This window comes from Enterobacter sp. CM29 (genome assembly GCF_013179605.1).
GTDB classification, from domain to species: Bacteria; Pseudomonadota; Gammaproteobacteria; order Enterobacterales; family Enterobacteriaceae; genus Enterobacter; species Enterobacter intestinihominis.
Genome location: NZ_JABMCU010000070.1, coordinates 1 through 19,997 on the forward strand (window position 1 = coordinate 1; position 19,997 = coordinate 19,997).

Below are 19,997 nucleotides of genomic sequence, written 5' to 3' on the forward strand. Positions count from 1 at the left end.
TGCTGCCGGGCCAGTTCCAGCAGCGCCAGACGCCGCCGCGCGTTGAGCACGCTTCCGTAAGGGAACTGGTGCGATGGCGAGGTAAAAATCAGCGTGGGTGAAGGCGCACACAGCCCTTCCCAGCACATCCCCTCGTCATCAACCGGTATGCCGCTCATCGCCAGGCCGGTTTTGACGAAAGCGCTTTTAGCACCGCTATAGCCGGGATTTTCAACCCAGGCGACATCCCCCGGCTCGCTTAACAGCATCGTGCACAGATTGACGCCCTCCAGTGCCCCTTCGGTTATCACAATCTGGCTGGCATCGCAGTCAATGCCGCGGGAGAGCGCAAGATGGCGGGCAATGGCGGCCCGTAGCGTCGGCTCGCCGGCCGGGTCACCATACCCTAACAGGGCGCTCCCCTCCTCGCGCAGGACGCGATCGTATAACCGCCGCCACAGCGGCAAGGGGAAATAGTTGATGGCAGGCGTTCCTGGCGTAAATGCCATCACCGGAGTGTCGCGCGGCACAGGCGCGGGCAGCAGGGCAACACGTTTTGTCAGCCTGACGTCCGGGTCCGGTAATGTCCGGGCAATCGTACGATGAGCGAATTGCCCCACCCGCGTACCCTGGCGGCTACGCAGCAAATAACCTTCGAGCGTGAGTTGGTCCAGCGCCGCATTAACAGTGTTTCGGGACACCGAGATCTGCTGCGCCAGCGTTCGCGAGCCGGGCAAATGACTGCCGGACCGAAGCCTTCCGCACAGTATGGCCTCCCGCAAAGCAAGGTAGAGCGCGCGCTGGAGCGTTTCTTCCCCACGTTTTTTCAGCGCAGCATGGAGCAGGGTGTATAGCTCATCACCCGGTATATTCATCTTTACCTCCTCGTGGTACCAGCAAAACATAGCCTGGTGGTTCTTTTTAAGGAACCAGTAATTCACTAATCTGGAGATCTTTTCAACATCGTGGAAATAAAGATGAGTGTATTCAATGAGTTTGGACAACCTGTAGGGGAAAGCCTTACCGACTGGCAGCCTCGCCCGCACCCGTCCCGGATGGTACTTCAGGGTCGCTATTGTCGGCTTGAGCCGCTGCGCGTGGAGCATGCCCACGCGTTGTTCTCTGCGTATTCCCTGGCCGGAGATACCCGAAGCTGGACGTGGCTGCTGCGTGAACCCGATGCCACCGCAGAGGAGTTTGCCGAATGGGTGGCGAGCGTAAGCAAATTATCCGATCCCATCCACTTTAGCGTTATCGATAACCAGACCCAATTTCCTGTCGGGACGCTGTCCCTTATGCGGATCGATCCTAAAAACGGCGTTGTAGAAGTGGGACATGTTCACTTCTCGTCACTGTTAAGCCGCACGCCCATGTCGACAGAAGCGCAGTATCTGCTGATGCGGTACGTGTTCGACACCCTGGGCTACCGACGTTATGAATGGAAGTGCAACAGCCTGAACGAACCCTCCCGCAAAGCGGCCCTGCGTCTTGGCTTTCAGTTTGAAGGGCGTTTTCGCCAGGCGCTGGTCATTAAAGGCCGAAACCGGGACACCGACTGGTTTTCAATTCTCGACAAAGAGTGGTCAGCGCTGGCGAGCGCGTTTGAAAGCTGGCTTGCCACCGACAATTTTACCGTCGATGGCAAACAGAAAAGATCCCTGGAAAGCTGGCGAGAAACGCGCCTCTAGCGTCTTTTTTTACGCCCCTGCACCGCCTTAAAGCGCGGGTTAGATTTGCAAATCACGTATAAGCGTCCCTTGCGTTTGACTATCTGGCAATCCGGGTGACGCTGTTTTGCACTGCGCAATGAGTTAAGCACCTGCATGATTAGCCTCGCTTCGCATCAAGAAAGCCACCAAAACGCTTGCGGAAGCGTGCCGCGCTGCCATCCGTCGAGAAGGTCTTCTGCTTCCCGGTATAAAACGGATGTGATTTAGAGGAGACATCAAGAGTAACGTAGGGATACGTTTTCCCCTCAAGTTCAATTTCACGGTCTGTCTTAATCGTTGAGCCAACTTTAAAATATTCATTAGCCGTGGTGTCGTGGAACACAACGGTGCGATAGGTTGGATGGATATTCGGTTTCATCTCTGGCCTTCATGTATTGTTATAACATAACAAAATACTATCTGAGCTTTGCTGCAAAAACAACCCCTGTGAAGCACAGCCTGTTTTTGAAAGGTTTTTTCAAATACTGCGAGAGACTGTTACATGCTATAACTATATCATTTAGCGATAAAAAATTTTTCCTCTGGCGCGCAAACTCCATGCCCTGGTCGGGCATATGGAAAGGATACAGCAGCATGCGAACCCGACATCTGGTCAGCCTGGTGACAGGCGTACTGATCTTCTCTGTGCTGGTCCCTGTGTGCCTCAGTATCTGGCTGGCGCATCGTCAGGCAGAGGCGAAATTTGTGGATGCACTGGACAGATATGCCTCGCGCGTCCTGATCCGTACCGACAGAGTCGTTGCGCAGGCAAAACAGGCGCTCACGCACCTACAGTTGTTCAACGCCCCGCCCTGCACTCCTCCGCACTTACGCGAAATGCGTCGTGTCGCGTTCTCATGGCGCTATATTCAGGAAGTGATGTATATCGATAACCTGAAGCCGCTCTGCTCCTCTCTGGAACAATCCAGTAATACGGCGATCTTACCGCCCCCGATGCGGATCACCGCAGACGGATATAGCGCGTGGCTCACCTCGCAAAACGACCTCGGCATTCACCGTTATATGGCCGTTCTGGGGAAAGGACATTATCTGGTAATGGTCGATCCGGCGTCGCTTGTGGATGTTGTCCCGTTCGGTGACATTTCGATGGATGCCGCCCTGGTGGGCAGCGAAACCCATCGGATATTTGCCAGAAGCAATATTCTCGACCCGTATATTCTTTCTGTCGTTAAGGAGCAGCAGGACGTTAAGCGCGTGCAATACAACGGCTCGATGTACGTGTTGAAACCGGTGCCAGAACTGGGGCTTACGGTTATTGCCTGGGCATCGTTAAAACCGCTCGCGGCATCCTGGCATCAGCAGCTGATCATCTGGCTACCGGCTGGCATATTGATAAGCCTGGTTGCAGCCCTTATTGTGCTTCGCATCCTCCGCCGTTTGCTTTCCCCGCGTAACCGGCTGATCGACGCGATCAACAACCGGGAGATCGAGGTTCACTATCAGCCCATTGTGGCGCTATGCAGTGGAAAACTGGTGGGTGCAGAAGCGCTGATGCGCTGGCCGCAGCCAGATGGCAGTGACCTGTCGCCTAATCTCTTTGTTCCCCTGGCGGAGCAGACGGGGCTTATTTCAACGCTGACACAGCTGGTGGTGAATAAGGTGTTTGAGGATTTAGGTGCCTGGCTGCATCATCACCCGGAACTGCACATTTCTGTCAACCTTGCACCATCCGATTTAACGTCCCCCGAGCTGCCTCGCCTGCTGAGTCAATTGCTCAACAAATGGGGCGTCCACCCGCGCCAGATCGCCCTTGAATTGACCGAGCGCGGCTTTGCCGATCCTGCCGTCAGCGCCCCTGCCATCGCTGCGTTTCGGCGCTCCGGGCATGCCATCTACATTGATGATTTTGGTACGGGTTACTCCAGCCTGAGCTATTTGCAGGATCTTGATGTCGATACCCTGAAGATTGATAAATCCTTTGTGGACGCGCTGGAGTATAAGAACGTGACTCCCCACATCATCGAAATGGCCAAATCGCTTAAGCTGGCGATGGTCGCAGAAGGCATTGAAACTGAAGGGCAGCTCGAATGGTTGCATCGCCACGGCGTGCAGTACGGACAGGGCTGGTATTTCAGCAAGGCGCTGCCTAAAGAAGATTTCATTCGCTGGGCCGAGCACAACCTCAGGAAATAAACCCATTGCGCGGTGTTACGTGCGGCCACGGCAGTGGCCGCACGTATCGGCTCAGCCGTTCTGCTGCCAGCTAAACGTGTAGCGCAGCCGACGGTTTTGCAGAATGAAGGCGGGGGCTACGCTCGGGCTCCATGAGTCGTCCCCCCCCACGCCCATGTGGAAGGCATCAAGATTCAACCAGCAGCCATCCTCTTCCCGTAGCAAATGGTGATGCGTTGTCGTATGCAGTTGCTGCTGGCTGTAACGGCTCAGGGAGAAATGGAACTGTCCCTGGAAGTGATGTGAGCCAAACGTCAGCTCACGGGTGTCGCAGCGTAAACCGTTCTCCGTCGGGAAGATATACGGCGTCTGCATGGCGTCCAGCGGTAACGCCCAGCGCCCCTGCTGCGCCGCCAGTTTTCTGTCCGGATAATTCTCCAGCGGGCCCAGCCCCAGCCAGCGCACCGTTTGCGGGATATCCGCCAGCATAACGCTCAGGCCCACGCGAGCGGGTTCAGGAATGTCAGACGCCACCGTCACCTGCACATCACCGTGCAGTAACCCGTGGTCATCAATCCGCCAGACCTTGTAGCTGATAAACAGCGCTTTACCCTGATGCTCCCAGACGTGCTGCGTGGTCACCACCACCTCACGGGCATGCTGTTCCGCTTCACACTGGATAAGGCGCGAGGATATCTCATACATCCCTGCCGCTTTCCAGCGTTCCACCCACGCGTTCGGATCGATGCGAGTCGCCTCGCTGATGCCAATGTCATTATCCAGCGGCGCGCGGGTAAAGTTATCCGTTAGCGGGGAACGGAGCGTTTCAGCGCCCGCGTTCCACCACTGGGTCAGGTTGCCGGTGAGACGGCTAAACTGCCAGCGCTGCTGCTGATGATTGATGTCCAGCACCTCTTCCTGCACCGTTAACTGTGGTGGGGTTCCGTCTGCTTTCGGTGGCGTAAGGTACAGCGGAGCCGGGAGCGGCCACTGATCCCAGGCACAACGGTGGCCGGACGGCGACCACGGCGTGGCCTGCGGCTGAACGATCTCCACGTTGAGCCAGACCTCGCCCGGTTCAGCGCCGAATTCAGTCTGCGGGATCTCAACGCGCTGTGTTCCCTGGGGCGCAACAGAAAGGGTTATTTCGCCGGAAGCCAACACCGCACCGTCACGCGCCACCGACCATCGCAGACTCTCGTTGTCAGTATGACGGAACAGATAATCGCTCTGGATATCGACGACCAGCGGAGCGGTGCTCACCAGCGTAAAGGTAAAGAACTGCTGGGCACGCTGTGCCTCGTAAAGGGCGGGATGCGGGGTGCGATCGGGAAACACCAGCCCGTTGAGGCAGAACTGACGATCGTTGGGCTTATCGCCAAAATCGCCGCCGTAGGCCCAGAATGCCGTGCCGTCTTCCGCTTTTTTCGTCAGTGCCTGATCGACCCAGTCCCAGACAAAGCCGCCCTGCAACCGGGGATGGCTGCGGAATGCCTGCCAGTAGCTGGCAAAGCCGCCAAAGCTGTTACCCATCGCGTGGGCATACTCGCACAGGATCAGCGGACGGGTTTCGTCCGGCATACCAATCCACTTTTTAATCGACCACTTTGGCACCGCCGGGAACGGCTGATCCTGATCGACGCGGGCATACATCGGGCAAATAATATCGGTTGCCGCCGTACTGGCCCCCCCGCCTTCGTACTGCACCGGCCGCGTGGGATCGGTGGTTTTCAGCCAGCGGTACAGCGCATCGTGATTCGCCCCATGCCCGGACTCATTCCCCATGGACCAGATGATGATGGACGGATGATTCCGGTCCCGCTGCACCATACGCGTGACGCGTTCGCTCATGGCAGGCAGCCAGCGCGGATCGTCCGCCAGGCGGCTCATCGGCACCATGCCATGGGTTTCAATATTCGCCTCATCGACCACGTACAGGCCGTAGCGATCGCAAAGCGTGTACCACATAGGGTGATTCGGATAATGCGAGCAGCGCACGGCATTGAAGTTATGCTGCTTCATCAGTTCGATGTCGCGGCGCATGGTCGCCTCATCCATCACCTGCCCCTTCTCAGGATGATGTTCATGACGGTTCACGCCGCGGATCAGCAGCGGTTTGCCGTTAAGCTTCAGCAGACCGTTGCTGATTTCGACGCGTCTGAAACCGACATCGCAGGCTTCAGTCTCCAGCATGTTGCCCTGCACATCCCGAAGCGACATGGTCAAACGATAGCGTTCCGGTGTTTCAGCGCTCCACAGCGCGGGATTGTTCACGGGTATCGCCACCGTGAGCCGCTCCGCCCAACTGCCGCGTTCGTCCACGATGGCCGATCCGGGCTGTTGCTTGATTTGCGCGCAGGCTTCGCCGTTACGCCACAGGGTAAACGCCACCTCGCATTCGGCATAGCGTAAGCCTTCCAGCGCAACGTCAACCCGGAGCAGCGCCCGATCGCATTCGGCATTCAGATCGGTCACGATCTGATAATCGGCAATCTGCGTTTCCGGCTTGTGCAGCAGCGAGACGTCACGGAAAATGCCGCTCATCCGCCACATGTCCTGATCTTCCAGGTAGCTTCCGTCGCACCAGCGTAACACCATCACCGCCAGGCGGTTCTGCCCCGGTCGCAGCACCGCGCTGAGGTCGAACTCCGCAGGCAGACGGCTGTCCTGGGAATAGCCTATCCACTGGCCGTTACACCACAGATGAAAAGCTGAATTCACCCCATCAAAGATAATGCGGGTTTGCCCGCTGAGCAGCCAGGCATCATCCATCTCAAATGTGAGCGAGTAACAACCGGTTGGGTTTTCAGCCGGTACATAGGGCGGGTTCACATTTATCGGATAGGTGACGTTGGTGTAGATGGGGGTATCGAATCCCTCCATCTGCCAGTTCGACGGCACGGGCATCTCAACGGCATCAGACAGATCGTCCGTTACCCATGCCTCGGGCACCTGCTCTGGTGCCGGGAAAAAGCTGAATCGCCAGATGCCGTTAAGCAGACGCTCGCTCAGCGAAGGCTTATCCTCCCGGGCGAGGGTTTCATCGCGCCAGCTATGAAAAGGCGCGTGTGCGGCCAGACGATTCCACTGCGTCACGCCCGGGTTTTCCCAGTCACGACGAGCCAGAATTGCGCTGAGGGTCAGCGGCAATGTGGAAGACATATCAACCTCTTTGCGAAGCGCTCACAATTTTAGTCAACATGCCATGGTAAACGGTGGCGGTAAAGACTTTGATCGTCACCAGGCGAGCACGATCACAAAAGCGCTAGCTGCGCGCCAGTTTCTCCGCCAGCAGCGCCAGCGTTCTTAGCTGTTGCGCCAGCTCTTCACGATCGGCCTGTTGTACGGCGCGCGGCGCGGTGGAATGACGAACGATCAACGTAACGGGAAGTTGTTGTTGCCAGGGTTCGGCGTGACGGGCAGTTGCCAGGAGCCGCTCCACGCTGCGTTCACCGGCCTCGCGGAACGCCTGCCGAACGGTGGTCAGCGGAGGGGAAAACCACGCGCTGTCAGCCGTATCATCAAACCCGACAACCGAGATCTGCCCCGGTACCGCAACGCCTTTTTCCGCACAGGCGCGTAAAACGCCAAGCGCCATCTGATCGTTCGCCACAAGGATCGCCTCCGGCAGCTGTGCGCCCGCCAGGAGCTGATGCCCTTTCTCGTAGCCTGAAGCCGCGCTCCAGTCGCCCTGCGCCACCGCAAACGCCTCCACGCCAGCCTGAGCCAGCGTAGTTTTCCATCCCGCCAGGCGAGCCCGGGCAGAGACAGAACTTTCCGGCCCGGCGAGCAGCGCAATTCGCCGGTGCCCCAGCGAAAGCAGATGCTCCGTCCCCAGGGCAGCGCCCTGTTCAGCATTGAAAACGAGGCTGTTAACCCGAGCTGTGGGGGAAACATCAAGAAAAAGAACCGGGGTCGGCGAGGCCATTTCCTGAAGCATTTCTGCCTGTGCATCTTCCAGCGGAACGTTCACCAGCAGCGCCTCCACGCGCTGCGCCAGTAACTCCTGCAAAGCAGCCTGACACTGCGCGGGCTGCTCCACCATAGAGATGAGCACGCCTGCCCCCTGCTCCACTGCCCGGGATTTTACAGCTGAGGCGATTTGCGACGGCGCATGCAGCGCCAGATCGCTGGTCATCAGCCCCAGCGTGCGAGTGCGTTTCCCGGCCAGCTGCTGCGCGCCACGGTTAGGTACATAGTGTAGCGCCGCCATGGCCTGTCGGACCTTTTCCCGCGTACGGGCAGAAACGTGTTCCGCGTCGTTAATCACCCGGGAAACGGTCTGATAAGAAACGCCCGCTACGCGGGCAACGTCATAAAGAGTGATCGCTTTCATAGATTCTGGCGTCGTAAAAGGTAGTCACTATTCTGACACAGTTACGCCATTATAGCCTGTGAGCGCTTCGCAAAATTAAGCAATCCGCTCCGGCTGCGCGGCTTTCTGCATGCGCGGTCTCTGGCGAAACCACGGCAAACAAAGCTGGATCAGCGGGCCGATGGTTAACGCATATAGCACGGTTCCGACGCCAAACGCTCCCCCGAGGAGATAGCCGACGATCAACACGGTCACCTCGATTGCGGTACGCACGCTGCGGATCGACCAGCCCAGCCGGGCGTGTATGCCGGTCATCAGACCGTCGCGCGGGCCTGCGCCAAAACCCGCGCCGATATACATTCCGGTGGCAAGGGCGTTAACCACAATGCCGGAAACCAGCAGGGTGATGCGCACGGGCAGCGAGGTGAGTTCCGGGATCAATGCCATTGACGCATCTGCCGCCAGGCCAATACAAATCACGTTACTGACCGTACCCAGCCCCGGAAGCTGACGCAGCGGGATCCATAGCAGCAGCACCGCAGCCCCGGTTAAAATCATCACCGTGCCGATGCTCATTCCGGCCTGGATGGCGACGCCAAGGTGAAAAACATTCCAGGGATCAACACCCAGATCCGAACGAATAAACATCGCGGTTGAAAGTCCGTAAAGGGCTAAACCGACATAAAGTTGTACCAGACGACGCACCATTTTCTCTTCTCCGAAGAACCAGCTTCCATCTTCGCTGAAAATGGCACTATGATTAATGTCCAGTTTTCAAATAGTGGACTGCACATGTCATCACGTCGTTTTGGAAGCCAGTCTCTGGTTCGCCTGTTAGGGCACTGGCAACAAACCTCTTCCCGCACCCCGCGGTGGCGCCAGCTGGCTGACGCGTTACGCCTGTTAATTCTGGATGGCAGGCTGGCGCTAAACACGCGCCTGCCCGGAGAGCGGGAACTGGCCGCCGCACTGGACGTCAGCCGCACCACCATCAGCAGCGCGCTGGCGCATCTGCGTGAAGAGGGTTTTCTGGAGAGCCGTCACGGCAGCGGTTCCCGGGCGATCCTGCCAGACAGCCGGGCCGTTCCCACGCTTTCCACTGCCAGCGCGGCGCTGGATCTCTCAACCGCCGCGCTCAACGCGGGGCCAGAGATCCATCAGGCCTACACCCACGCGCTGACGACCATTACGCCGAATCTGGCGCTGACCGGGTACGATCAGCTTGGGCTTCCAGCGCTGCGTGAAGCTATCGCCGCCCGCTACACCGCACGCGGTCTGCCCACCCGGGCAGACGAAGTGATGGTGGTGAACGGTGCCGTCAGCGGCTTCGCCCTGATCTTAAGAATGATGACCGGGCCCGGGGATCGCGTGGTGGTGGATCATCCCACCTACCCGCTGGCGATAGCCGCGATTCAGGGGGCGCAATGCCGGCCCGTGGGCGTCTCGCTGCCAGAAACGGGCTGGGATACCGATGGTTTTGCCGCAACGCTTGCCCAGACAGCCCCGCGTCTGGCCTATCTAATGCCGGATTTTCATAATCCGACCGGGCGCTGCATGGATGCCGCGACGCGTCAGACCATAACCGACATCGCCGCGCAAACCCGCACCACGCTGGTGGTGGATGAAACCATGGTCGATCTCTGGTTCGATGCTCCCCCGCCGCCGCCGCTGGCCGCCTTTAACCCGGAGGCCGCGGTGATTACGCTGGGTTCCGCAGGCAAAAGCTTCTGGGGTGGGCTTCGTCTCGGCTGGATCCGCGCCTCGTCCCGCACTATCGCCACGCTCGCACAGACGCGCGATACGCTGGATCTGGGCTCTCCGGTGCTGGAACAGCTGGCCACGCTGTGGCTTATCGAAAACAGTGAAACCTTCCTGCCTGCCCGGCGGCAAATGCTGGCAGAACGGCGTGACCGCTGCGGCCAGATGTTACGGGAGCATTTCCCCGAATGGCGGTTTCAGGAAGCGGAGGGAGGACTTTCATACTGGATTGAACTACCCGGCATGCTGGCGACTCAACTGGCGGCACGTGCGGAAACGACAGGCATCATTATGGGCACCGGCACGCGCTTTGGGCTTTCAGGCGCGTTTGACCGCTACCTGCGTATGCCCTTCTCACTCAATTCGCCAGAACTTGAAGAGGCATTACTGCGTATCAAACCGCTGTGGCTTGCCTTAAATAAAAGTACACCGCCAGTAAAACGGAGCCTGGTGTAAATTATTCGCCAGAAACAATAAAAACTGCTGACTGTAACGCATGCAGTCAGCAGTTTTCATGAAGAACAACTTAATGTTGAGGAGGAATCGGGAAGCCTTTCAGCGAAATAATGAAATTTTCACCTTCTTTCTTTATTTTTGCACCGGTATCACACCAGTCAGACGCAATTCGAAAGAACTCATCACTTCCTACATTCCAGCCAAGACGAACATGTTTCACATAGCCCGAACGTAACAGATTGCAGGCCTCGTTGTAATCGCTGGCAGTCGATAGTTGTTGTTTCATTTTCTCTTCTTCAGAAGTTTACGTAGTGCTTTGATTTCTTTAGGAGTAAATGGATTTACGCTCTCTTCTTCCGTATGCTGATTATCAACATCCTCTTCCGATACTCCCGCCTCTTCTACTGCTTCAAATGCCAGCAGCAGCAGTTTCTCTGTGGTCACGCTTAAATTCTCATTATTGTCTTCCGCATAGTGGCGGAGTCTTTCTTTTAGCGCTTCATCAATTTTAACGTTTAAAACCGCAGTTACCATGATTGTCACATCCTTTCGGAACACGTGTTTAATTTAATACACGAAGATAAGTTTGTTATCCAGATATATATTTTTTTGCTTATGACAACAAAAAGACGCCCGATAATAAAATGACAGTCTATTATTACAGGTTTATGACATTATTATTTCAGTTCAATGAAGGATATATTGCACGAACAAAATAGGCACATAATTGAGAAGGTTTATATAGGGGGAAACTTCAGAGAAGAACACAAATGGGTGGGGGCCCTGCCAGCTACATCCCGGCACCCACGTCGTCTGCCCTGGCTGCTTCCTTCCGGACCTGACCTGGTGAACAGAGTAGCGTTGCGGGAGAACCAACAGAGCCCCCATTGAGAGCGTTGATAACCAACGCGCTGGCGCATTATCCCTGTGGAGCACCTCAATTGCAAGCCGCTGGCAACTGGATGCTGGATTATTGCGCAAACTGACCCGACAATCTTCTTTATCTTCGTATAACATTACCCTTCGCTGATTTCCCGCTGGAGAAACAATGGACGAACATGACACTTTCCCACAGCGAGTGTGGCAAATCGTGGCCTCTATTCCGGAAGGCTGTGTCACGACCTATGGGGATGTCGCCCGACTGGCGGGCTCACCGCGCGCAGCGCGTCAGGTTGGCGGGGTGCTGAGAAGGCTTCCGGAGGGAAGTACGTTACCATGGCACCGGGTCGTTAATCGCCATGGTGCCATTTCCCTCACCGGGCCAGACTTGCAGCGCCAGCGTCAGGCATTACTCTCAGAAGGGGTGCAGGTGTCCGGGACGGGACAGATAGATATGCAGAAGTATCGCTGGGAATACTGACGCCCTCTCCCGTCAAGATGAAGAGGGCGAAAGAAAGTTACAACTGTGTTGGCGGTGTAGGCAAGGTCGGCTGATTGGTCTGCGTTGCCACAGGCACTTCAGTCTGCTGCACCGGGACCAGGGTCAGGTCGATTTTGGTGCCCCCTTTGTTGACCGCTTCCTGCACGGTATCGGTGATAAAGACCAGCTTATCGTTGATCGTTACCGCCGCGCTCAGGAGGATACGCGCGTTAGGCTGAACGTCAGACGGGTTGTACGGCAGCACGAAGCTGAACGGCGCCTGTTTACCCTCTGTACGAACTGCACGCTGTGCAAGGACTTTAGACGGTGCATCCGCCAGAGACGCATCGGATAACGTGACCGTTAAAACCGCATCCGGCGGCAGAGCGACTTTCTGTTTGATCCAGATGGTACCGGACACGTTAGGCTGTCGAATAGCTTGCTGTGAAAGGGTGTTAATCCCGTTTGGGGTCGCCGTTGGTACCGCTACATCGGCACTCTTATCCGCACAGGCGGACAACGCCACCGCCATTGCAACACCGCTTAACATAGGCACGAGTTTCATTGAAGTCTCCTTATCATCAATGCACCGGCGGGATCGATCCCATCCGATGTCGTTTTATTCACATAACGTAAACAAGTGTGGCACAAATCACGGATTTATGCCTAATTTTGCCCAGGTATTAAGATAATTCTACCCATCGGACCACTATCGTTTCTGCGTTATACTCAGCGTATCTTTCGCCACGGCGTTTATTGAGGACCACTATGAGTCAGGCACTGAACAATCTGCTGACATTGCTGAACCTGGAAAAAATAGAAGAAGGGCTTTTTCGCGGACAGAGCGAAGATTTAGGCTTACGCCAGGTTTTTGGGGGCCAGGTCGTGGGGCAAGCGCTATATGCCGCTAAGGAGACCGTTCCGGCAGACCGTCTGGTGCACTCATTCCACAGCTACTTTTTACGCCCCGGTGACAGCGCTAAACCGATTGTGTACGACGTGGAAGTTCTGCGTGACGGCCAAAGCTTCAGCGCTCGCCGTGTGGCGGCCATCCAGCATGGGAAACCCATCTTCTACATGACCGCCTCCTTCCAGGCGCCAGAGCCGGGCTATGAGCATCAAAAACAGATGCCGTCCGCCCCATCGCCGGACGATCTGAAATCGGAAACCGAAATTGCCCGCGCACTCGCACATCTGCTGCCGCCGCAGGTAAAAGAGAAGTTTCTGTGCGATAAACCGCTGGAGATCCGCCCGGTCGAATTTCATAACCCAATGAAGGGGCATACTGCTGAGCCCACCCGCCAGGTGTGGATCCGCGCCAACGGCAGCGTACCGGCAGACTTGCGCGTGCATCAGTATCTGCTGGGTTATGCGTCGGATTTCAACTTCCTGCCGGTTGCGCTACAGCCGCACGGCGTGGGATTCCTGGAAAAAGGGATGCAGGTCGCCACGATTGACCATTCCATGTGGTTCCATCGTCCTTTCGACATGAACGAGTGGCTGCTTTACAGCGTAGAAAGTACCTCTGCGTCCAGCGCACGCGGTTTTGTTCGCGGGGAGTTTTACACCCAGGATGGTGTGCTGGTGGCTTCTACCGTGCAGGAAGGTGTGATGCGTAATCGCGGGTGAGGTAAAAAGCCCGGTCGCTACGCTTACCGGGCCTGCAAATTTCACTTTTTCAGGCCGGGTAAGGCGAAGCCACCACCCGGCAAGGCACTCAAATTATGCGTTGTACGCATTCTCGCCGTGGCTGTTGACGTCCAGACCTTCGCGCTCCTGCTCTTCCGGTACGCGCAGCCCCACGGTCATATCGGCCAGCTTGTAGCCGATAAAGGCTACAACGCCCGACCAGACAACCGTAATCGCGATACTTTCAAGCTGGACCAGCACCTGATGCATCATGGTCACGCCTTCAGCATAACCCACGCCGCCCAAAGATTGTGCAGCAAAGATACCGGTCATGATACAGCCGATAATGCCGCACACACCGTGTACGCCGAATACATCACACGGATCGTCAACGCGCAGAATACGTTTCAGTGCGGTAACGCCCCACAGCCCCGCCAGACCCGCGACGATACCGATCAGCAATGCGCCGCCCACGCCCACGTAACCGCATGCTGGCGTAATACCTACCAGACCGGCAATCGCCCCAGAACAGGCACCCAGCAGGGATGGCTTGCCGCGAACGGCCCACTCGCCAAATACCCATGAGAGGATGGCCCCGGCAGTTGCCACCACGGTATTCACGAAGGCCAGCGCGGCGATTTCGTTAGCGGCGCTGGCTGAACCTGCGTTGAAGCCGAACCAGCCAAAGTAGAGGATGGCGGTGCCGGTAAAGACCATCGGCAGGTTGTGCGGCTTAAATGCTTCTTTCCCGAAGCCCACGCGCTTGCCAATCAGGTATGCGCCTACCAAGCCGGCTACGGCGGCGTTGATGTGAACAACGGTGCCGCCCGCAAAGTCCAGAGCGCCATGGGAAGCCAACAGACCACCGCCCCAGACCATATGCGCAATCGGGACATAGGAGAGCGTCAGCCAGACCACCACGAAAATCAGTACCGCTGAGAAGCGGATACGCTCAGCCAGCGCGCCCACAATCAGCCCCACGGTGATGCAGGCGAATGAGCCCTGGAACGCGACATGAATATACTGATAGAAGCTGCCCATTACCGCGGTCAGTTCGATATTTTTCAGCATCGCCCAGTTAACGTTGCCGAAGAAGGCGTTGCCCTCCCCGAAGGCCAGCGAGTAACCGTAAACCACCCACAGCACGCACACCAGCGCGAACGTGACGGCAACCTGCGTCAGCATGGAGAGTACGTTCTTGCCGCGGATCAGGCCGCCGTAAAACAGCGCGATCCCCGGAATCGTCATGAACAGCACCAGCGCGGTGCAAATCATCATAAAGGCATTATCGGCTTTGTCTGCCACAGCAGGTGCAGCCATTGCCAGGCCCGGCAGCAGTGCCAGCGAACCCAGACCTGTTTTCATTGTTGCTTTCATCATTTTCTCGATCCCTATCACTGTGTGCCAGGAGTTACTTACAACGCCGCTTCGTCAGATTCGCCGGTACGGATGCGAATGACGCGCTGTAGTTCGGCAACGAAAATTTTGCCGTCGCCAATTTTTCCGGTGTAGGCCGCTTTGCTGACGACATCAATCACCTCATCAAGCTGATCGTCGGCAATCGCCACATCAATCTTCACTTTTGGCAGGAAGTTAACGCTGTATTCCGCCCCGCGATAAAGCTCGGCATGACCTTTCTGACGCCCAAAGCCTTTCACTTCGGTGACAGTCAGTCCCTGAATACCCATGGAAGACAGCGCTTCACGCACGTCTTCGAGTTTGAATGGTTTGATTACCACCGTAACCAGCTTCATATATCCCCTCCAGTCAGAATTCGGTAATGGCCGCAGCTAACACGAGAGGGATATTGCAAAGGGTGTGCCAGAAGTGAAATGTGAGGAGGAAAGCGCCGCGCCGCGCATGCGCCGCGAAGGGGTGAAAAAAAACGCACCATGGCAGTGCAGGGTGCGTTTCAGTTTTGCACCAACGGTTAAGACTGTTAGCGCATTGCCTTGTTATGGTGCATCAGGCGCTGAGCGACTCCTCCTCGCGCACGCTGGCGGCCAGCTCGTCGCCTGCCAGCTGCAACTGATACATCTGCCAGTAGCGTCCTTTTGCCTCAAGCAGCGCTCTGTGCGTACCCCGTTCAACGGCCTGGCCACGGTGCAGCACCAGAATGGTATCGGCATCGACGATCGTTGAGAGGCGGTGAGCGATCACCACCAGCGTAGTGCGATCCCGCACGGCAGCCAGCGCCAGCTGGATCGCCTGTTCGGTACCGGAGTCGATGCTTGCGGTCGCTTCATCCAGAATCAATACCTGCGGCGTCTCAATCAGCACGCGCGCCAGCGCCAGGAGCTGCTTTTGCCCGACAGAGAGGTTATTGCCTTGCTCGCCCAGCCGGGTATTGATCCCCTCGCTTAACCCGCGCGCCAGATCTGCCAGCTGCACCGTTTCCAGCACCTCCCATACCTGCTCAGGCGTGAAAGATCGTCCCAGCGTCACGTTGGCATAAAAGGTATCCGCCAGCACTACCGGATCCTGCTGCACCATCGCGACGCCTTTACGCAACGCGTTGTGGCTAAGCGCGGAAAGAGGCCGTCCATCCAGACGGATCTCCCCCTGCGTCAACGGATAGTAGCCCATCAGCAAACTGGCGAGCGTGCTTTTGCCGCTGCCGGTATGCCCAACCAGGGCGACAAAACCGCGCGACGGTACCTCGAGGTTGATATCCTGCAAGACAAGCTGATCGTCACGGTAGGCAAACGAGACATGATCAAACGCTATGGATCCACTTTCCAGCGGACGTTCATCATCGCCATAGGTCTGACGCGGCCTGTCCATCAGCTCAAACACACGCTCACCCGCGACTACCGCCTGTTGCAGCATCGATTGCTGCGTAGTGAGTTCAATCAGCGGTTCGTTAAGACGGCCAAGGTAACTGATAAACGCGTACAGCACTCCCACCTCAATGGTTCCGCGCGTCGTCAGGCCAAACAGCATCAACAGCCCGCACAGCACCAGCGCAGAGAAGAGGCTCAGCAGCGGGCGTAACAGGAAGCCGTCCAGACGTAACGTCTGCATCCGCGCCATATAGTGCGAACGGCTGGCTTCTCCCATCCGCTCGCCAAAACGCGCCTGCTGGCGAAACTGCTGGATAACGCTCATGCCGTTGATCACTTCGTTGAAGCCATCATTGATGTCTGCAAGGTAAGCGCGCACGCGACGAACAATCGGCGTGCTGTAGCGCTGGTAAATTACCATCACAATCAGCACCGCCGGGAAAATAGCGATCGCCACCAGCGCCATCCGCCAGTCCAGACTGAACATCGCCACCAGCATCGCGCCAATCAATGCGGCACTGCGCAGAACCGTTGCGACAACGGTCACATAAAGGTCGCGGATCACCTCGGTGTCATTGGTGACGCGCGAAATAACCTGCCCGACCGGCTGGGTATCAAACTCGCTCAGCGGCTGGCGCAGCGCGGCATCCATCACATCCGTGCGTAGCTGCTGGACCACGCCCACGGCGGCCCGGTTAAACAGCAGCGACTGCGCATAGTGCAGCCCCGCCGCCGTCAGCTGTAGCCCGACATACGCCACACCCAGCCCCGCCACCAGCCCCAGCGGCAGATAGCTTTTCGCCACCATGTTATCGATAAAATAGCTGATAAGCAGCGGACCGGTCACCTCCGCAATCGCGGCGATCCACAGTAACAGCACGGCGATGGAAAGCGGTTTGCGCCACGGTGAGCCATAGGCGAGCAGCCGTTTTAACGTCGGCCACATCTGTCCAAACTTACGCATCGGTGACCTCCTCATCCAGCGCAGCTTCAAGCTGTTGATAGCGGTACATATCCCGATACCAGCCGGCCTGCCCGGCGAGCTGTTCATGCTGACCACGTTGGGCAATATGCCCGTGCTGAAGCACCAGAATTTCACTGGCTTCGGTAAGGGCCGACAGACGGTGCGCGCTGATGATGACCGTGCGCCCCTCCCCCCACTGGCGAAGGTTATGCAGAATTTGATGCTCGGTACGCCCGTCAACCGCGGACAGCGCATCATCCAGAATCAGGATCTCAGCGTCCAGCAGCAGCGCGCGGGCAATAGAGATACGCTGTTTTTGTCCACCGGAGAGCATAACGCCCCGCTCACCCACTTCTGTGTCGTAGCCCTGCGGCAGGCGCAGAATATCCTCATGGACGCTGGCTAAGCGCGCCACATGCTCGATCTGGTCCTGTGTCGCCGTCGGGCACCCGAGCGCGATATTGTTGGCTATGGTGTCTGAAAACAAAAACGGCGTCTGGCTGACGACCGCCAGGCGGCTGCGCCAGTCATCCAGCAGCAGACGTGGCAGGGGGACGTCATGGAAACGGATATCGCCTTCGCTCACGTCAAAATGGCGCTGAATCAGTGACAGAATGGTGCTTTTACCGGAGCCCGTCGGGCCGCAGATGCCCAGCATCTGACCAGGACGCAGCGTGAAACTGACGTTTTCAAGCACCGGATGTTCCGTTTGCGGGTAGATAAAGACGCGGATATCAGCCTTCAGAACACCCGGACCTTCCGGTACCGGCTCGCTGCCATCGTTCACTACCGGCACTTCCGCCAGCATGGCGCGGATACGGCTGTAGGCGGCGCTCCCACGTTCAACGATGTTAAACATCCAGGCCAGCGCCAGCATCGGCCAAATCATCAGCCCGAGGTACATCGCAAAGCTGGTTAACTGCCCGAGGGTCATGGTGCCTCGCACCACCATCCAGCTTCCGCCGCCCACCGCCAGCAGGTTCGCCATGCCAATCGCAATATAAATTGTCGGATCAAAGCGGGCGTCTATACGCGCCACGCGCATGTTTTTCGCACCGGTATCGGCGGCGTCGGCCGCAAACAGCGCGGACTGCCTGTCTTCCAGACCAAACGCTTTGATCATGCGGATGCTGGTCATGCTCTCCTGGGTGCGATCGTTTAACGACGAGAACGCCGCCTGCGCCAGCTTAAAGCGTTCATGGAGCTGCTCGCCGTAGCGGTTAATCGCCAGCGCCATCAGCGGCATCGGCAGCAACGCCAGCAGCGTGAGCTCCCAGCTAATTTGCGTAGACATCACAATCAGTACCGCACAGCCCATCACCAGGGAATCCACCAGCGTTAACACCCCTTCACCGGCGGCAAACACCACACGGTCCACATCGTTAGTGGCGCGGGCGATGAGATCCCCGGTACGGTGACGCAGATAAAACTCAGGGTGCTGGCGGCTCAGCTGGCGGTAAAAGTCCTCGCGCAGCTCAACGGCAAGCTGATAGGACGCGCCGAACAGCAGCACGCGCCAGACATAACGCAGCAGGTAAACCACCACGGCCGTCAACACCAGCGTACCGACCCACATCATCACCCGTGCGGCGGTGTAATGTTGTTCCGTAACACCATCCACGACGTATCCCACCACTTTGGGCGGGATCAGTTGCAAAATGGCAATGATAATAAGCAGGGCCACCGCGCCGAGGTAGCGTTGCCACTCCCGACGAAAGTACCAGCTTAATTGGGCAAATAATCGCACGCGGTCTTTTCCTGAAGATATTTTATGAAGTTATTCAATGGGTAACGCTGTGGTGTATTTAATCTGTTCCATGGCGAAACTGGAGGTGACATCGGACAAGCCCGGTACGCTATTGACCAGCCGCTTGTAAAAATCATCGTAGCGCTTCATGTCTGCCACCTGAACGCGCATCAGATAGTCGTATTCCCCCGCCATGCGCCAGAAGCCGAGCACCTCGGGCATGTCGGAAACCTGGGTGACGAAGCGGCTGTACCATTCGCTGCTGTGATGCTGCGTTTTTATCAGGACGAAGGCGGTCAGTCCAAGCCCCAGTTTTTCGGGGTCCAGCAGCGCCACACGTCCCAGCAGAATGCCATCGTCTTCCAGCTTCTTGAGGCGCTTCCAGCACGGTGTGGTGGTCAGATTAACGGCATCTGCCAGCGCCTGCAAAGAGAGGGTGCAGTCGCTTTGCAGCAAAGAAAGCAGCTTGCGGTCAATTTTATCTAGCATATCCACCTCCCAGAGAAAATTATTCTCCTTACATTCTATTTTAAAGGCCAGATAGCAACAATTTTTTCTGTGCTTTTCGCTATGCTGGGCACAAAATGACAAACGGATAATTACGATGAATAGCACCTGGGTTAAACATGCCATCAGCGAAATAAATGCCGACTATCAGCGCTCGGCAGACACCCATTTGATCCGCCTGCCTTTGCCTGGATTTCCCGGCATTCAGCTTTACCTGAAGGATGAAAGTACCCATCCTACCGGCAGCCTGAAGCATCGCCTGGCGCGTTCACTCTTTTTATACGGTTTATGTAACGGCTGGATTAAAGAAGGCACCACGATTATTGAATCGTCGTCCGGATCAACTGCCGTCTCAGAGGCCTACTTTGCCCGCCTGCTGGGCCTGCCGTTTATCGCTGTGATGCCCTCCTGCACGGCGAAACGTAAAGTTGAACAGATCGAATTTTACGGCGGGCGCTGCCACTTTGTGGAAAGCGCCTGCGAAATCTATGCGGCCTCCGAAATGCTGGCCCGCGAACTAAATGGTCACTATATGGACCAGTTCACCTTCGCCGAGCGCGCCACCGACTGGCGCGGCAATAATAACATTGCGGACAGCATTTTCCGCCAGATGACCCACGAGCCACATCCCGTCCCCTCTTACATTGTCATGAGCGC

At 56.9% G+C, this 19,997-nt stretch carries 20 protein-coding genes and 1 other RNA gene; 6 read left to right on the top strand and 15 right to left on the bottom strand.

Annotation, left to right across the window (positions count from 1 at the left end; genetic code table 11):
• The coding region (locus tag HP459_RS10860; RefSeq protein WP_171936201.1) for a PLP-dependent aminotransferase family protein at window positions 1–854 on the bottom strand (854 nt) is incomplete at its 3' end.
• 102 nt (window positions 855–956) lie between these two features.
• Here HP459_RS10860 and HP459_RS10865 point away from each other — a divergent pair.
• The gene (locus tag HP459_RS10865) at window positions 957–1,667 is read left to right on the top strand and encodes a GNAT family N-acetyltransferase (RefSeq protein ID WP_171936202.1); all 711 of its coding nucleotides are present in this window, start codon (window positions 957–959) and stop codon (window positions 1,665–1,667) included.
• Here HP459_RS10865 and ykgO read toward each other — a convergent pair.
• Window positions 1,664–1,804, bottom strand: coding sequence for a type B 50S ribosomal protein L36 (ykgO, locus tag HP459_RS10870; RefSeq protein WP_003859006.1), 141 nt, complete (start codon window positions 1,802–1,804; stop codon window positions 1,664–1,666). The two genes, HP459_RS10865 and ykgO, sit on opposite strands and share 4 nt — an antisense overlap.
• Window positions 1,805–1,806: 2 nt before the next feature.
• Window positions 1,807–2,067 carry a type B 50S ribosomal protein L31 gene (locus HP459_RS10875; RefSeq protein WP_015571255.1) on the bottom strand — a complete coding sequence of 87 codons (261 nt, stop codon included), beginning with the start codon at window positions 2,065–2,067 and terminating at the stop codon, window positions 1,807–1,809.
• Window positions 2,068–2,282: 215 nt separating this feature from the next.
• Between HP459_RS10875 and HP459_RS10880 the strand changes: the two genes are divergently transcribed.
• Window positions 2,283–3,842, top strand: a complete 1,560-nt coding sequence (locus HP459_RS10880) for an EAL domain-containing protein (protein WP_063199709.1) — start codon at window positions 2,283–2,285, stop codon at window positions 3,840–3,842.
• Between the two features lie 51 nt (window positions 3,843–3,893).
• Here HP459_RS10880 and HP459_RS10885 read toward each other — a convergent pair whose 3' ends face one another.
• The 3 genes from HP459_RS10885 to HP459_RS10895 form a co-directional block, all read right to left on the bottom strand.
• A complete protein-coding gene (locus HP459_RS10885; RefSeq protein WP_171936203.1) occupies window positions 3,894–6,983 on the bottom strand; it encodes a beta-galactosidase in 3,090 nt (1,029 codons plus the stop codon).
• Between the two features lie 103 nt (window positions 6,984–7,086).
• A complete protein-coding gene (locus HP459_RS10890; RefSeq protein WP_171936204.1) occupies window positions 7,087–8,157 on the bottom strand; it encodes a LacI family DNA-binding transcriptional regulator in 1,071 nt (356 codons plus the stop codon).
• Window positions 8,158–8,232: 75 nt separating this feature from the next.
• The gene (locus HP459_RS10895) at window positions 8,233–8,844 is read right to left on the bottom strand and encodes a YitT family protein (protein ID WP_022647263.1); all 612 of its coding nucleotides are present in this window, start codon (window positions 8,842–8,844) and stop codon (window positions 8,233–8,235) included.
• 84 nt (window positions 8,845–8,928) lie between these two features.
• Between HP459_RS10895 and HP459_RS10900 the strand changes: the two genes are divergently transcribed.
• The gene (locus tag HP459_RS10900; RefSeq protein ID WP_023305590.1) at window positions 8,929–10,350 is read left to right on the top strand and encodes a PLP-dependent aminotransferase family protein; all 1,422 of its coding nucleotides are present in this window, start codon (window positions 8,929–8,931) and stop codon (window positions 10,348–10,350) included.
• Between the two features lie 70 nt (window positions 10,351–10,420).
• Here the strand turns inward: HP459_RS10900 and HP459_RS10905 are convergent, their stop codons facing one another.
• The 3 genes from HP459_RS10905 to ffs all read right to left on the bottom strand — a co-directional run bounded on the left by HP459_RS10905 (window position 10,421) and on the right by ffs (window position 11,228).
• Window positions 10,421–10,636, bottom strand: coding sequence for a hypothetical protein (locus tag HP459_RS10905; protein ID WP_006809861.1), 216 nt, complete (start codon window positions 10,634–10,636; stop codon window positions 10,421–10,423).
• Entirely contained in the window at window positions 10,633–10,884 is a 252-nt protein-coding gene (locus tag HP459_RS10910; protein ID WP_022647261.1) for a hypothetical protein, read from the bottom strand. Before HP459_RS10910 ends, HP459_RS10905 begins: the two co-directional genes overlap by 4 nt.
• Before the next feature lie 247 nt (window positions 10,885–11,131).
• An RNA gene (ffs, locus tag HP459_RS10915) (signal recognition particle sRNA small type) lies at window positions 11,132–11,228 on the bottom strand.
• Window positions 11,229–11,398: 170 nt separating this feature from the next.
• Here ffs and HP459_RS10920 point away from each other — a divergent pair.
• Window positions 11,399–11,710: an MGMT family protein gene (locus HP459_RS10920; protein ID WP_045307884.1), complete on the top strand. Its 312-nt coding sequence runs from the start codon at window positions 11,399–11,401 to the stop codon at window positions 11,708–11,710.
• Between the two features lie 37 nt (window positions 11,711–11,747).
• Here the strand turns inward: HP459_RS10920 and HP459_RS10925 are convergent, their stop codons facing one another.
• Window positions 11,748–12,275 carry a YbaY family lipoprotein gene (locus HP459_RS10925; protein ID WP_022647259.1) on the bottom strand — a complete coding sequence of 176 codons (528 nt, stop codon included), beginning with the start codon at window positions 12,273–12,275 and terminating at the stop codon, window positions 11,748–11,750.
• Between the two features lie 203 nt (window positions 12,276–12,478).
• On the opposite strand from HP459_RS10925, the gene tesB reads away from it, so the two are divergent.
• On the top strand, window positions 12,479–13,339 hold the full coding sequence (gene tesB / locus HP459_RS10930; RefSeq protein ID WP_022647258.1) for an acyl-CoA thioesterase II: 861 nt from the start codon (window positions 12,479–12,481) through the stop codon (window positions 13,337–13,339).
• A gap of 93 nt (window positions 13,340–13,432) precedes the next feature.
• Here the strand turns inward: tesB and amtB are convergent, their stop codons facing one another.
• From amtB to HP459_RS10955, 5 genes are all read right to left on the bottom strand, one after another.
• On the bottom strand, window positions 13,433–14,719 hold the full coding sequence (gene amtB / locus HP459_RS10935; RefSeq protein WP_022647257.1) for an ammonium transporter AmtB: 1,287 nt from the start codon (window positions 14,717–14,719) through the stop codon (window positions 13,433–13,435).
• A 35-nt stretch (window positions 14,720–14,754) separates the two neighbouring features.
• On the bottom strand, window positions 14,755–15,093 hold the full coding sequence (gene glnK / locus HP459_RS10940) for a P-II family nitrogen regulator (protein ID WP_006809867.1): 339 nt from the start codon (window positions 15,091–15,093) through the stop codon (window positions 14,755–14,757).
• 211 nt (window positions 15,094–15,304) lie between these two features.
• Complete coding sequence (locus tag HP459_RS10945; RefSeq protein ID WP_171936205.1) at window positions 15,305–17,086, bottom strand: SmdB family multidrug efflux ABC transporter permease/ATP-binding protein; 1,782 nt, start codon at window positions 17,084–17,086, stop codon at window positions 15,305–15,307.
• On the bottom strand, window positions 17,079–18,833 hold the full coding sequence (locus tag HP459_RS10950; protein WP_045307882.1) for a SmdA family multidrug ABC transporter permease/ATP-binding protein: 1,755 nt from the start codon (window positions 18,831–18,833) through the stop codon (window positions 17,079–17,081). Before HP459_RS10950 ends, HP459_RS10945 begins: the two co-directional genes overlap by 8 nt.
• A 30-nt stretch (window positions 18,834–18,863) precedes the next feature.
• A complete protein-coding gene (locus HP459_RS10955; protein ID WP_022647254.1) occupies window positions 18,864–19,322 on the bottom strand; it encodes an Lrp/AsnC family transcriptional regulator in 459 nt (152 codons plus the stop codon).
• 115 nt (window positions 19,323–19,437) lie between these two features.
• Between HP459_RS10955 and HP459_RS10960 the strand changes: the two genes are divergently transcribed.
• The coding region (locus HP459_RS10960; RefSeq protein ID WP_171936206.1) for a pyridoxal-phosphate dependent enzyme at window positions 19,438–19,997 on the top strand (560 nt) is incomplete at its 3' end.

Excerpts from the sequence above, each read along its gene's own strand:
- HP459_RS10955 (WP_022647254.1), bottom strand. The coding sequence starts at position 19,322 with ATGCTAGATAAAATTGACCGCAAGCTGCTTTCTTTGCTGCAAAGCGAC.
- HP459_RS10895 (WP_022647263.1), bottom strand. The coding sequence starts at position 8,844 with ATGGTGCGTCGTCTGGTACAACTTTATGTCGGTTTAGCCCTTTACGGA.
- HP459_RS10945 (WP_171936205.1), bottom strand. The coding sequence starts at position 17,086 with ATGCGTAAGTTTGGACAGATGTGGCCGACGTTAAAACGGCTGCTCGCC.
- tesB (WP_022647258.1), top strand. The coding sequence starts at position 12,479 with ATGAGTCAGGCACTGAACAATCTGCTGACATTGCTGAACCTGGAAAAA.
- ykgO (WP_003859006.1), bottom strand. The coding sequence starts at position 1,804 with ATGCAGGTGCTTAACTCATTGCGCAGTGCAAAACAGCGTCACCCGGAT.
- HP459_RS10890 (WP_171936204.1), bottom strand. The coding sequence starts at position 8,157 with ATGAAAGCGATCACTCTTTATGACGTTGCCCGCGTAGCGGGCGTTTCT.
- HP459_RS10900 (WP_023305590.1), top strand. The coding sequence starts at position 8,929 with ATGTCATCACGTCGTTTTGGAAGCCAGTCTCTGGTTCGCCTGTTAGGG.
- glnK (WP_006809867.1), bottom strand. The coding sequence starts at position 15,093 with ATGAAGCTGGTTACGGTGGTAATCAAACCATTCAAACTCGAAGACGTG.
- HP459_RS10905 (WP_006809861.1), bottom strand. The coding sequence starts at position 10,636 with ATGAAACAACAACTATCGACTGCCAGCGATTACAACGAGGCCTGCAAT.
- HP459_RS10885 (WP_171936203.1), bottom strand. The coding sequence starts at position 6,983 with ATGTCTTCCACATTGCCGCTGACCCTCAGCGCAATTCTGGCTCGTCGT.
- HP459_RS10925 (WP_022647259.1), bottom strand. The coding sequence starts at position 12,275 with ATGAAACTCGTGCCTATGTTAAGCGGTGTTGCAATGGCGGTGGCGTTG.
- HP459_RS10910 (WP_022647261.1), bottom strand. The coding sequence starts at position 10,884 with ATGGTAACTGCGGTTTTAAACGTTAAAATTGATGAAGCGCTAAAAGAA.
- HP459_RS10865 (WP_171936202.1), top strand. The coding sequence starts at position 957 with ATGAGTGTATTCAATGAGTTTGGACAACCTGTAGGGGAAAGCCTTACC.
- HP459_RS10875 (WP_015571255.1), bottom strand. The coding sequence starts at position 2,067 with ATGAAACCGAATATCCATCCAACCTATCGCACCGTTGTGTTCCACGAC.
- HP459_RS10920 (WP_045307884.1), top strand. The coding sequence starts at position 11,399 with ATGGACGAACATGACACTTTCCCACAGCGAGTGTGGCAAATCGTGGCC.
- HP459_RS10880 (WP_063199709.1), top strand. The coding sequence starts at position 2,283 with ATGCGAACCCGACATCTGGTCAGCCTGGTGACAGGCGTACTGATCTTC.
- amtB (WP_022647257.1), bottom strand. The coding sequence starts at position 14,719 with ATGATGAAAGCAACAATGAAAACAGGTCTGGGTTCGCTGGCACTGCTG.